14 protein-coding genes, 1 tRNA gene and 1 rRNA gene are annotated in these 12568 nt (G+C 40.8%); 6 read left to right on the forward strand and 10 right to left on the reverse strand.

What is annotated here, in order from left to right:
* Window positions 1–223: 223 nt before the first annotated feature.
* Together M1F17_RS19405 and M1F17_RS19410 are read right to left on the reverse strand one after the other, a co-directional pair.
* Window positions 224–299 (reverse strand) — tRNA-Glu (locus tag M1F17_RS19405).
* A gap of 138 nt (window positions 300–437) precedes the next feature.
* A 16S ribosomal RNA gene (locus M1F17_RS19410) occupies window positions 438–1977 on the reverse strand.
* A 681-nt stretch (window positions 1978–2658) separates the two neighbouring features.
* Here M1F17_RS19410 and M1F17_RS19415 point away from each other — a divergent pair.
* Complete coding sequence (locus M1F17_RS19415; RefSeq protein ID WP_096865182.1) at window positions 2659–3204, forward strand: gamma carbonic anhydrase family protein; 546 nt, start codon at window positions 2659–2661, stop codon at window positions 3202–3204.
* Here the strand turns inward: M1F17_RS19415 and M1F17_RS19420 are convergent.
* The 5 genes from M1F17_RS19420 to dprA are packed head-to-tail and all read right to left on the reverse strand — an operon-like array spanning window position 3180 to window position 6483.
* Window positions 3180–3440 (reverse strand): DUF1488 domain-containing protein, encoded by a 261-nt coding sequence (locus M1F17_RS19420; RefSeq protein WP_096865181.1) that lies wholly within the window; start codon window positions 3438–3440, stop codon window positions 3180–3182. The two genes, M1F17_RS19415 and M1F17_RS19420, sit on opposite strands and share 25 nt — an antisense overlap.
* Window positions 3437–4255, reverse strand: a complete 819-nt coding sequence (aroE, locus tag M1F17_RS19425) for a shikimate dehydrogenase (RefSeq protein WP_096865180.1) — start codon at window positions 4253–4255, stop codon at window positions 3437–3439. Before aroE ends, M1F17_RS19420 begins: the two co-directional genes overlap by 4 nt.
* Before the next feature lie 5 nt (window positions 4256–4260).
* Window positions 4261–4830 (reverse strand): L-threonylcarbamoyladenylate synthase type 1 TsaC, encoded by a 570-nt coding sequence (gene tsaC / locus M1F17_RS19430; protein WP_096865179.1) that lies wholly within the window; start codon window positions 4828–4830, stop codon window positions 4261–4263.
* Between the two features lie 12 nt (window positions 4831–4842).
* A complete protein-coding gene (locus tag M1F17_RS19435) occupies window positions 4843–5382 on the reverse strand; it encodes a type I DNA topoisomerase (protein WP_036959223.1) in 540 nt (179 codons plus the stop codon).
* Between the two features lie 24 nt (window positions 5383–5406).
* Window positions 5407–6483, reverse strand: coding sequence for a DNA-processing protein DprA (gene dprA / locus M1F17_RS19440; RefSeq protein WP_036959221.1), 1077 nt, complete (start codon window positions 6481–6483; stop codon window positions 5407–5409).
* A 133-nt stretch (window positions 6484–6616) separates the two neighbouring features.
* On the opposite strand from dprA, the gene def reads away from it, so the two are divergent.
* The 5 genes from def (at window position 6617) to mscL (ending at window position 11396) form a co-directional block, all read left to right on the forward strand.
* The gene (def, locus tag M1F17_RS19445) at window positions 6617–7138 is read left to right on the forward strand and encodes a peptide deformylase (protein WP_318837119.1); all 522 of its coding nucleotides are present in this window, start codon (window positions 6617–6619) and stop codon (window positions 7136–7138) included.
* Between the two features lie 28 nt (window positions 7139–7166).
* Window positions 7167–8114, forward strand: coding sequence for a methionyl-tRNA formyltransferase (gene fmt / locus M1F17_RS19450; RefSeq protein ID WP_004265508.1), 948 nt, complete (start codon window positions 7167–7169; stop codon window positions 8112–8114).
* Window positions 8115–8183: 69 nt separating this feature from the next.
* A complete protein-coding gene (gene rsmB, locus M1F17_RS19455) occupies window positions 8184–9467 on the forward strand; it encodes a 16S rRNA (cytosine(967)-C(5))-methyltransferase RsmB (RefSeq protein WP_004265505.1) in 1284 nt (427 codons plus the stop codon).
* A 36-nt stretch (window positions 9468–9503) separates the two neighbouring features.
* Window positions 9504–10880, forward strand: a complete 1377-nt coding sequence (trkA, locus tag M1F17_RS19460; RefSeq protein WP_004265502.1) for a Trk system potassium transporter TrkA — start codon at window positions 9504–9506, stop codon at window positions 10878–10880.
* Between the two features lie 105 nt (window positions 10881–10985).
* A complete protein-coding gene (mscL, locus tag M1F17_RS19465) occupies window positions 10986–11396 on the forward strand; it encodes a large-conductance mechanosensitive channel protein MscL (RefSeq protein ID WP_004265501.1) in 411 nt (136 codons plus the stop codon).
* Here mscL and M1F17_RS19470 read toward each other — a convergent pair whose 3' ends face one another.
* From M1F17_RS19470 to rplQ, 3 genes are all read right to left on the reverse strand, one after another.
* Complete coding sequence (locus tag M1F17_RS19470; RefSeq protein WP_004265498.1) at window positions 11397–11597, reverse strand: alternative ribosome-rescue factor A; 201 nt, start codon at window positions 11595–11597, stop codon at window positions 11397–11399.
* Between the two features lie 33 nt (window positions 11598–11630).
* Window positions 11631–12047: a Zn(2+)-responsive transcriptional regulator gene (gene zntR / locus M1F17_RS19475; protein ID WP_036959225.1), complete on the reverse strand. Its 417-nt coding sequence runs from the start codon at window positions 12045–12047 to the stop codon at window positions 11631–11633.
* Between the two features lie 133 nt (window positions 12048–12180).
* A complete protein-coding gene (gene rplQ / locus M1F17_RS19480) occupies window positions 12181–12567 on the reverse strand; it encodes a 50S ribosomal protein L17 (protein WP_004907152.1) in 387 nt (128 codons plus the stop codon).
* Window position 12568: the final 1 nt, after the last annotated feature.

The following is a 12568-nucleotide window of genomic DNA, read 5'->3' on the forward strand; positions in this document are numbered from 1 at the left end:
CCGCCTCGAACTCATTTCGTTCGTCGACTCGATGCTTCAGAGAAGCACATTCAAGTTGAGATTTTTGAGAGACTCTCACATTGTTTAAGCGATAAACAATGTGCGTTGTTTTCAATTTTCAGCTTGTTCCAGATTGTTAAAGAGCATAATTGTTAAACCAACTACAATATAATTGGCTTAATCATTATTGGGGACATCGTCTTTCACTCGATATCGGCGCAATTGGCGTCCCCTAGGGGATTCGAACCCCTGTTACCGCCGTGAAAGGGCGGTGTCCTAGGCCTCTAGACGAAGGGGACACGAAAATTCAATTGCAAAACACCGTTTTGCTATTTTCGTGTAAGTCTTATCCTCTCGAATAAGTCTCCCACGTAAAGCCATTGCTCTACTTTCTATCAGACAATCTGTGTGAGCACTTCACAAAAACACTTCAATGGTAAGGAGGTGATCCAACCGCAGGTTCCCCTACGGTTACCTTGTTACGACTTCACCCCAGTCATGAATCACAAAGTGGTAAGCGCCCTCCCGAAGGTTAAGCTACCTACTTCTTTTGCAACCCACTCCCATGGTGTGACGGGCGGTGTGTACAAGGCCCGGGAACGTATTCACCGTAGCATTCTGATCTACGATTACTAGCGATTCCGACTTCATGGAGTCGAGTTGCAGACTCCAATCCGGACTACGACGTACTTTATGAGTTCCGCTTGCTCTCGCGAGGTCGCTTCTCTTTGTATACGCCATTGTAGCACGTGTGTAGCCCTACTCGTAAGGGCCATGATGACTTGACGTCATCCCCACCTTCCTCCGGTTTATCACCGGCAGTCTCCTTTGAGTTCCCGACCGAATCGCTGGCAACAAAGGATAAGGGTTGCGCTCGTTGCGGGACTTAACCCAACATTTCACAACACGAGCTGACGACAGCCATGCAGCACCTGTCTCAGAGTTCCCGAAGGCACTAAAGCATCTCTGCTAAATTCTCTGGATGTCAAGAGTAGGTAAGGTTCTTCGCGTTGCATCGAATTAAACCACATGCTCCACCGCTTGTGCGGGCCCCCGTCAATTCATTTGAGTTTTAACCTTGCGGCCGTACTCCCCAGGCGGTCGATTTAACGCGTTAGCTCCGAAAGCCACTCCTCTAGGGAACAACCTTCAAATCGACATCGTTTACAGCGTGGACTACCAGGGTATCTAATCCTGTTTGCTCCCCACGCTTTCGCACCTGAGCGTCAGTCTTTGTCCAGGGGGCCGCCTTCGCCACCGGTATTCCTCCACATCTCTACGCATTTCACCGCTACACATGGAATTCTACCCCCCTCTACAAGACTCTAGCTGACCAGTCTTAGATGCCATTCCCAGGTTAAGCCCGGGGATTTCACATCTAACTTAATCAACCGCCTGCGTGCGCTTTACGCCCAGTAATTCCGATTAACGCTTGCACCCTCCGTATTACCGCGGCTGCTGGCACGGAGTTAGCCGGTGCTTCTTCTGTCGGTAACGTCAATCGTTGTTGATATTAGCAACAACGCCTTCCTCCCGACTGAAAGTACTTTACAACCCTAGGGCCTTCTTCATACACGCGGCATGGCTGCATCAGGCTTGCGCCCATTGTGCAATATTCCCCACTGCTGCCTCCCGTAGGAGTCTGGGCCGTGTCTCAGTCCCAGTGTGGCTGATCATCCTCTCAGACCAGCTAGGGATCGTCGCCTAGGTGAGCCATTACCTCACCTACTAGCTAATCCCATATGGGTTCATCCGATAGCGCAAGGACCGAAGTTCCCCTGCTTTGCTCCTGAGAGATTATGCGGTATTAGCTACCGTTTCCAGTAGTTATCCCCCTCTATCGGGCAGATCCCCATACATTACTCACCCGTCCGCCGCTCGTCAGCGAGAAGCAAGCTTCTCCTGTTACCGCTCGACTTGCATGTGTTAGGCCTGCCGCCAGCGTTCAATCTGAGCCATGATCAAACTCTTCAATTAAAAGTAGCTTGATGCTCAAAGAATGTCTTACTGACCGTAACGTTCTTTTGTTCGGCTAACTTTGTCGGCTTCGCATCGCTTCCCCTCGCCGTACCTAAGTACTGCCTCGGGTTATCTCTGCTTGCCTTCGCGTTACCCTTCCAAAATAAGCGTTACTACCTTATTTCATATATATGAATTAACGTGTTAGTCACTCTTCAAGACTTAAAATCAAATATTTTTTTGATAGTGTCCTGTGAGTGCCCACACAGATTGACTGATAAATTGTTAAAGAGCGTTGCGACTAAATCTTTCGATTTTCGGACTTGATTCCGTGAATCAGGTCGTTGTCGCGAGGTGTCGTATAATACGTTTTTTATTTAGAAAGTCAAGCGTTTATTTTCAACTTTTTTCTTTCTCACCTCTGTTATCACTGGGTTATGAAGTTTTCTTCTAACCGGTTTATCGTGACAACGGATGCGCATTATAGGGAGCCTTCAGAATTACACAACCTTTTTTTTTAAAAAAAAACTCTGTTTGCGGATAAAATAGCCACCTTGTGCTTTTTCACCGCATAACGGTTATAAAAGAAACGACTTCATGCCTATAATTCTAGCTTTAGCAACCTACTGGCTCATAAATTCATAATGAACTAATGGGTTATTTAACAGCTATCTTTTATTTCTTTTTATGGTTATCACTATGAACACACTTTTACGTCCTTATTTAGGTATTTACCCTTCTATTAATGCACGCGTTTTCATTGACCCATCTTCTGTTGTAATTGGAGATGTTCGCATAGCTGATGATGTCAGTATTTGGCCTCTTTCTGTTTTGCGTGGTGATGTTAACTATATTTCTATTGGTGCACGCACCAATATTCAAGATGGCTCAGTTCTACATGTCACACATAAATCCGCAAGTAACCCTGAGGGGAACCCGTTAATTATTGGAGAAGATGTCACCATTGGTCATAAAGTTATGTTACATGGTTGCACTATAGGAAATAGAGTGCTAGTTGGAATGGGTTCAATTGTTATTGATGGGGCTATAGTAGAAGATGACGTTATTCTTGGGGCTAACAGTTTAGTAACTCAAGGAAAAAGACTCGAATCCGGTTACTTATATACAGGGAGCCCAGCAAAAGCCATCCGAAAATTGACTGATGCTGAGTTAAGCCATTTACGTTATTCAGCGAATAACTATGTCGAATGGAAAAATAACTATTTAGCATCTGATAATATGTAAAGCCCATCGTCATCATCGAGGCCTTGTTCAATCAAGGCTTCAAACTCTTCTTCTATATCCCATCGATACTGCTGAAATAAACTCAAAGGTGTTTCTTTTTTACCATAACGTTGAAATAACAATGACTGAGGAATTGCACATTCCGCAAGCATTCCGCTGATCAACACAGGAAAGCGTACTTGCTTGGATAGCGCATCCCACTCTTCTCTATCAGGGAATTGAATTTGCTGATTCACCCTTTCAATTCCTTATATAAGGCAGATAGAACAGGTGTAATTTCAGGAAGAATGCCATGCCATAGTTTAAAAGAAAACGCGGCTTGCCCTACTAGCATACCTAGGCCATCGGCTATTTTAGTCACTTGATGTTGAGTCGCAAACTCAAGGAAGGGCGTTAATGATGATTGATAAAACATGTCATAGCATGCAACTTGATCGCTAAACACATTTGGATTGATTGCAGGAACCTCTCCACTTACACCAGATGAAGTCGCATTGATAATCAGATCAAAATCAGCAGATACGATCTGTGAGATCTCTTTCCCGCACATTTTACCTAGTGCTGAAAATTCATTAACTAATAATTCAACCTTAGAAAAGGTTCTATTTGTCAAAGTGATATCACAGCCATATTCTAAAAGTGGCAATAATGCTCCACGTGTCGCACCACCAGCACCAATCATTAATATTCGGCTATTTGGATGAACAAACTTTAAACGTTGTAAATCTAACAAAAGCCCCATTCCATCGGTGTTGTCGCCCAACAATCGATTATCATCAAGCTTCATCACCGTATTAACAGCGCCACAAACTTGAGCTCTTGCAGTTAATTCAGAAACAGCCTGAAAAGCACGCTCCTTAAATGGCAAAGTAATGTTTGCGCCCTTTCCACCCTGAGAAAAAAAACCTATTAGACTTTGTTCGAATCCCTCGATTGGTGCTAGGACTTTTTCATATTCAAGGCTAACCCCTGTTTGCTCTGCAAACATTTTATGTATAACAGGTGATTTACTGTGTTGAATTGGATTACCAAAAACCGCAAACATTTCCATCAATATTATCCTTTACGATATAATTGCCCTGTTTTTGCATCTCTTATTTCAGATGGGTTTTGACGACCACCGACCATTCCATCAAGAACAGGAATACTCCCGTTGAACTGTGCAATAACATCTTCAGTTGTCCTACAAGGCTCTAACCCACTTAAATTAGCACTTGTAGATACCAAAGGTTTGCCATAATGACGGCATAATTTTTTTACTAATTCATGGTCTGTAACTCTCACTGCGATAGTATCAAACCGACCTGTCAACCATTTTGGAGTCGTTACTTTTGCCGGGATCACCCATGTTACTGGCCCCGGCCATGTTGCAAACATCGCTTGCTTTTGTTCTTCTGTTAGTTGCTCATCATCTATATAGTCTTTTAATTGCTCGTAGCTATCAGCGATAAGGATTAATCCTTTTTCCCAAGGGCGTTGCTTTAACTCTAATAACTTATATACCGCTGTTTCACTATCAGGGTCACAACCTAAACCAAATACGGCTTCTGTTGGATAGGCAATAACCTCCTCATGTTGTAATGAACTAATAATACTTTCAATTGCAGGTGTAGATATATTTGACATAGTTTTAACTCATTATTCTTCTTGTTGTTTACCGCAGCGTTTGCTGGCACAAAATAATCTTACTCCCTGTCCCCCCCTTTTTTCCATAAGTAATGGATACTCACAATACTTACATTTACCATTAATAGGCTTATTATTTAATATAAACTGACAGTTAGGGTAATTGTCGCAAGCATAAAAAGTCTTACCATAACGCGATTTTCTCTGTAATAAATTCCCTTTTTGGCATTGCGGACAAGAAATTTTAGTTTCATCCGGTTTATCAATTAGCTCAATATGTTCACATTCAGGATAATTACTACAACCAATAAACATGCCAAATCGGCCTTGCTTAAGCACTAGGTCGTGACTACATTTAGGACAATGTTGACCTTCTAATACTTTAATTATATGACTTTCCACCGTAGGTCTTAGCGGTCTCATATAATGACATTGTGGATAACTTGAACAACCTAAAAAAGGCCCATGTGAACTATTGCGGATAACAAGCAAAGAATCGCATTCTGGACAATGTTCATTTTTTTCTGTATCGAAGGGCAGTTGTTTAGACATGTTTTTCTCTACTGTTGCTTTTAACTAAGTTACTCTGGTATACCCACCAGCCCCCGAGCTAACTACCCCATTAATTTCCATCTCAGTTAATATGGTAATAATTTGAGTAACTGGAATTTGGGTTTGTTCTGCAATGACATCTACTGGTGTCGCTTGGTACCCAACCATACCTAAAATTTTATTTTCTACCACATTAAACTCAAGTGGTGCCTGTTCTATAGGTAATTCGGTTTGTATCCAATTTAACCCATCACCTATATGCTGTAAAACATCCTCAGGTTCAGCTAATAGATAAGCTCCCTGCTGTAATAACCAATGGTTGCCATGAAATGCAGAGTTACCTAATGGAGCAGGCAATGTAAATAAGTCGCGGTTTTGCTCTAATGCATACCTAGCGGTTATCAGTGAGCCACTTTTCATCCCTGCTTCGATTACAATAACTGCTTTACTTAACCCACTAATAATACGGTTTCTCTTGGGAAATTGTTTAGGTAATGGTGGTGCATCAGGCCAATATTCTGAAATCAAAGCACCATAATTTTTGATTTTTTCAGCCAATTCAGTATGTTGACGTGGATAAATATTCGCTAACCCGCTACCTAAAACCGCAATTGTTTCACCTCGATTATCAAGGGCAGCCTTATGGCTTATACCGTCGATACCTAATGCAAGCCCACTGGTGATGGTTATACCATGATGGACAAAGCTCTTCACAAATAGGTTAGTCCATATTCTGCCGTATTCACTTGCTCTACGACTTCCAACTACAGCAATTTGTGGCGTTACCAATAATTCACTTTTTCCCACGACAAATAATAAAAGAGGAGGACGGTAAATTTGCTTTAATAAAAAAGGGTAATGGGAATCACAGAAAGTAATCATTTGATGATGTTTATTTGAAAGCCATGCCTGTACTTTCTCAAGCCGGTGCATAGAGACATTCATAAACTGTAATTGCTGTATTTCATTCAAACCATGATGGTGTAAAGTCTGATAGCTAATTTTATTTAGTTGTTTTAGCTCATTAATTATTCTTACTGCATTCAGAGGTAATAACCTTTTAACCTGTGACATTCTTAACCAAATTTCTTGGATATTCATTATTGTCATCCTGACTCATCAACAAATAGGTTCTTCAGTGAACAAATCATAACCAATACTGTCAATATGAATGAGAAATGTCTAGAATAGTCATTAATTCCCATTCACATTTTGGAAACTGCTCGAAAAATTTATGTCAGTCTTAAACGTATTACATTACCCAGACGAACGCTTACGCACAATTGCTAAGCCAGTAGACAAAGTTGATGCTTCTATACAGCGTATCGTTGATGATATGTTCGATACCATGTATGAAGAAGAAGGTATTGGCCTTGCAGCAACACAAGTTGATATCCACCAGAGAATCATCGTTATTGATGTGTCTGAAACTCGTGATGATCGCTTAGTTCTTATTAACCCTGAATTACTAGATAAATCAGGGGAAACGGGGATCGAAGAAGGTTGCTTGTCTATTCCAGAACAACATGGCTTCGTCCCTCGTGCTGAGCAGGTAAAAGTTCGCGCGCTAAACTATAACGGAGAGTCTTTTGAACTGGAGGTTGATGGTTTATTAGCTATCTGTATCCAACATGAGATGGACCACCTTGTTGGTAAACTATTCGTTGACTATTTATCGCCTTTAAAACGTCAGCGCATCCGCCAGAAAGTTGAAAAGTTAGACAGACTAAGAGCAAAAGAAGCCAAAAATAGCTAATTCGCTACATATAAATAGGGAAATTAACGTGTCAGAGCCATTAAAAATTATTTTTGCGGGTACCCCCGATTTTGCGGCCAAACATTTAGCTGCTCTCTTAGATACTAGACACCAAATCGTTGGCGTCCTCACTCGCCATGATAAACCTGCGGGAAGAGGTAAAAAGTTAACTCCGAGCCCTGTCAAGGTTCTCGCTGAAGAACACCAAATCCCTGTTTTTCAACCAGTATCTCTTAAAGATAGCGAAAACCAGCAGTGGATAAAAAACCAAAATGCAGACTTAATGATAGTTGTTGCCTATGGCCTGATTCTACCGCAAGCCGTTCTCGATATTCCTCGCTTAGGTTGCTTGAATGTTCACGGCTCTTTGTTACCTCGCTGGAGAGGAGCGGCACCAATTCAACGTTCTATTTGGGCTGGTGATACTGAAACGGGTGTGACTATTATGCAAATGGATGCAGGTTTAGATACTGGAGACATGCTTTACAAAGCAATTTGTCCAATTAACCCTAGTGATACAAGCGCCTCGTTATATGACAAGTTAGCAATAATCGGCCCAGAAGCATTAATTCATACTGTTGAAATGCTATCCTCAGGCCAATGCACAGCTGAAAAACAAGATGATTCATTAGCAAATTACGCTGAAAAATTATCAAAAGAAGAAGCTCGCATTAATTGGCAAGATGATGCTGTACATATTGAGCGCTGTATTCGTGCTTTCAATCCTTGGCCAATGAGTTATTTCATGGTTGAAGAACAACTCATTAAAGTTTGGCAAGCTGAAGCACTCGAAGAAGCACATGATAAGCAACCAGGAACAATTATTAGCGCTGACAAAAAAGGTATATGCATTGCCACAGGAAATGGCATACTAAATATTACTCAGCTACAACCGCCTGGCAAAAAAGCAATGAGTGCACAAGATATCCTAAACTCTCGTCGCGAATGGTTTACCCCAGAGCAAGTTCTAGCATAACGAACTTGTAAACTGCCTGATACCTTCAGGCAGTTTTATTTCAGTCACTAATGAATTCATCCTCACCATATGAAAAACACATATAATTTGCGTAGTATCGCGGCAACAGCAATTTTCCAAGTCCTTGATAACGGCCAATCATTAAGCACTGTACTGCCTGACTTACAACGCAATATCAATGATAAAGATAAAGCTTTATTACAAGAAATTTGCTTTGGCGTTTTACGTTATTTACCTAAACTTGAATGGTTTATTAGCCAGCTAATGGAAAAACCATTAACGGGTAAACAAAGAACCCTACATTACTTAATTATGGTAGGCATCTACCAGCTACTTTATACTCGTATACCGCCTCATGCTGCATTAGCAGAAACAGTAGATGGCGCAGTTGCACTGAAAAAGCCCCAATTAAAAGGGCTTATTAATGGCGTATTACGTTCATTTCAGCGCCAACAAGTACAATTAGAAGAAAGAATTGCTAACAACACTAGCCAATATTTACATCCAAGCTGGTTATTAAAACGCCTACAAACTGCCTATCCAGAGGATTGGCAATCTATTATTGAAGCAAATAACCAACGCCCACCTATGTGGTTAAGAGTAAACTCTCAACATCACACTGCTGCACAATATCTCAACTTACTAGAACAATCTGAGATAACCGCACATTTGCACCCCTCACATCCAAATGCTATTCGGTTAGATGAACCCACCGCAGTATCTCGTCTTCCGGGCTTTGAAGATGGCTGGTCAACAGTACAAGATGTCTCAGCTCAAGGCTGCGCTGAATTGCTAGAACCTCAAAATGGGGAAAGTATTTTAGATTTATGTGCAGCACCAGGTGGAAAAACAACCCATATTTTAGAATTAGCCCCTAGAGCGAATGTTATTGCTGTAGATATCGATGAATATCGCCTTAAAAGAGTGAAAGAAAATCTAATTCGTCTTAAGCAACATGCTGTTGTTATACAAGGAGACGGCACACAGCCTGAAAAATGGGCGAAAGATCAGCAATTTGACCGTATTTTACTTGATGCACCTTGCTCCGCTACAGGCGTTATTAGGCGTCATCCTGATATTAAATGGCTACGCCGTGATTCGGATATAAATGAATTGGCGCAACTACAAGCTCAAATTCTCGAAGCTATCTGGCCTTATTTAAAACCGGGCGGTACTCTACTTTATGCCACATGCTCAATTATGCCCGAAGAAAATGGAAAGCAAATACAAAATTTCCTATCTAAACATAATGACGCCAGTCTAAATGATGGAACCGATGCTGGGTTACAAGTATTACCAAGTACTAATGGTGGTGATGGTTTCTTTTATGCACGCTTAGTCAAAAAAGTGTAGTAAATTGTAGCCAGCTCTCTGATATAGGAAGATGTAATGAAGATCATTATTCTAGGTGCTGGGCAAGTTGGCGGAACGCTTGCTGAAAATTTAGTTGATGAGAACAATGATATTACCGTCGTTGATACCGATGCTGATCGGTTACGTCAATTACAGGATCAATTCGATCTTCGAGTGGTAAATGGTCATGGCTCTCACCCTAGAGTGCTTCGAGATGCAGGCGCAGAAGATGCGGATATGTTAGTAGCCGTTACCAATTCAGATGAAACTAACATGATTGCTTGCCAAATTGCATATAGCCTATTTAATACCCCAAATAAAATAGCGCGTATCAGGGCGACAGAATATATCCGTGAAGCTGACAAATTGTTTCTGCCTGAACAAATCCCGATTGACTACTTAATATCGCCAGAACAATTAGTTATCGACTATATCTATAAATTAATTCAATACCCTGGCGCCCTTCAGGTTGTAAACTTTGCAGAAGGCAAAGTTAGCATAGTTGCTGTAAAAGCTTATTATGGCGGCTCACTCGTTGGTAATGCACTATCGAGCTTACGCGAACACATGCCACATATTGATACTCGTGTTGTCGCTATTTTCCGTCAAGATAGACCTATTCGCCCTCAAGGCTCAACAATTATTGAAGCGGGTGATGAGGTTTTTTTTGTTGCTTCAACACAACATATCCGAGCCGTAATGAGCGAGCTGCAAAGACTAGAAAAGCCATACAAACGTTTGATGATAGTCGGTGGTGGTAACGTCGGAGCCGGTCTAGCAAGGCGACTAGAAAAAGATTACAGCGTGAAACTTATTGAGCGAAACCAGAAGCGTGCAACAGAACTTGCTGAGTTACTGCATGATACCATTGTATTTTATGGCGATGCATCCGACCAAGAACTACTCACAGAAGAACATATTGAGCAAATGGATGTTTTTATTGCCCTAACAAATGATGATGAAGCTAATATTATGTCTGCTATGTTAGCAAAAAAAATGGGGGCTAAAAAAGCAATGGTTCTTATACAACGCTCTGCATACGTTGAACTCGTTCAAGGTGGGGTGATTGATATTGCGATTTCACCTCAACAGGCAACTATTTCTGCTTTATTAAGCCATGTTAGAAAAGCGGATATAGTCAATGTTTCATCTTTAAGAAGAGGCGTTGCGGAAGCTATTGAGGCAATTGCACACGGTGATGAAAATACGTCAAAAGTTGTTGGCAAAAAAATATCTGAAATTAAACTTCCTCCTGGAACTATTATTGGTGCAATTGTTCGTGAAGAAGAAGTCATTATAGCTAGTGATTACCATATAATTGAACAAGGTGACCATGTCATTATGTTTATTACAGATAAAAAGTATGTACCCGAAGTTGAAAAATTATTTCAACCAAGTCCATTCTTTTTATAAAAATAAAAATAGTAAATATTTGTAGCTTAATAATTTTAGCGACTATAATTTGTTAACCTAATACATGTTTTGTTTCAATTGAGTTATTTATTAAGGGGTCGTCTAATGAGCTTTTTAAAAGATTTCCGCGAATTTGCTATGAAGGGCAATGTAGTGGATATGGCAGTTGGTATTATTATTGGTGCTGCATTTGGTAAAATTGTATCTTCATTAGTTGCTGATGTCATTATGCCTCCGCTAGGTTTACTAATCGGAGGTGTTGATTTCAAATCATTCAGCGTAGTATTAAAAGAAGCACAAGGTGATTTACCAGCAGTAGTACTAAATTATGGTATGTTTATACAAACCGTTTTTGACTTCGTTATTGTTGCGTTCGCTATCTTTATGGCAATTAAGGTCATGAATAAAGTTCGCCGTGAAAAAGAAGCCGCACCAGCAGAGCCAGCCCCACCATCTAAAGAAGAAGTTCTGTTATCAGAAATTCGTGATCTTTTAAAAGAACAAAATAAAAATTAACTAAAAGGCCAGTGGTAATAAGTAAATAAACCTATTACCGCTGGCCTCCCAGTTAACTGACTTCTTATTTTTTTCTTTTCTTGTGTAACTGCCTTTTCCTTTTTTATTTTTTTCAACTCTTTGGCGAAATAGTGGGTCATGTAGTAATGCTTCAATCGCATTATCTTTAATCTCACCACGTTTATGTTGATATTTACTCATGATATACCCTCATATAATTAGCAGATTGTATAATTAATAAACTTTAGATGCACCTTTTTCTAATATTTCCATAATGGAGCAATAGGTTGTCGCATGTTCTTCTCCACAACATGCTGAACTTAACATCTTAAGCGAATCGCGCATAATAATAAGCTCTTGTATCTTTTTTTCAACTTCAAGTAATCTGAGATCAACAATCTGTTTAGATTCTTGGCAGGTATGATGTTCAGGATCCACTCGTATTGAAAGTAGTTCAGTGATAGCTTCTAAAGTAAAACCTAACTGTTTTGCATAACGAATAAAACGCAGTCGCTGTAGGTCTTGTTCCGTAAATAACCGATACCCGCCTTCTGTTCTTTCTTTATGTCCCATCAAACCTTGTTTTTCATAAAAACGAATCGTATCAGGCGTCACATCTGCTAGCCTAGCAAGTTCACCTATCTTATACATGCTCATAATACTTACCTGTAAATATGGGTTAACCACGAAAAAATCAAGGGAATAAATTTATTTGAAGAAGTAAGAATAGCAGGTACAAAAAAACCGGGCAAATATACCCGGTTTTCTTGAAAGCGACAGCAGATTACTCTGCAGCTGCTTCTTGAGACTCAACAGCACGGTCAACAAGCTCGATGTAAGCCATCGGAGCGTTGTCACCTGTGCGGTAGCCACACTTAAGAATACGAGTGTAACCACCTGCACGAGCTGCGAAACGAGGTCCCAGTTCATTAAATAATTTTGCAACGATCTCGTTATCACGAGTACGTGCGAATGCCAGACGACGATTAGCTACGCTGTCGGTCTTGGCAAGAGTAATCAGCGGCTCAACGACGCGACGCAGTTCTTTCGCTTTAGGCAGAGTCGTCTTGATGATTTCATGACGAACTAAAGAACCTGCCATGTTACGGAACATAGCTTGGCGGTGGCTGCTGTTGCGGTTCAATTGACGACCACTCTTACGATGGCGCATG

It is taken from the genome of Providencia sp. PROV073, assembly GCF_033688125.1.
GTDB classification, from domain to species: domain Bacteria; phylum Pseudomonadota; class Gammaproteobacteria; order Enterobacterales; family Enterobacteriaceae; genus Providencia; species Providencia hangzhouensis.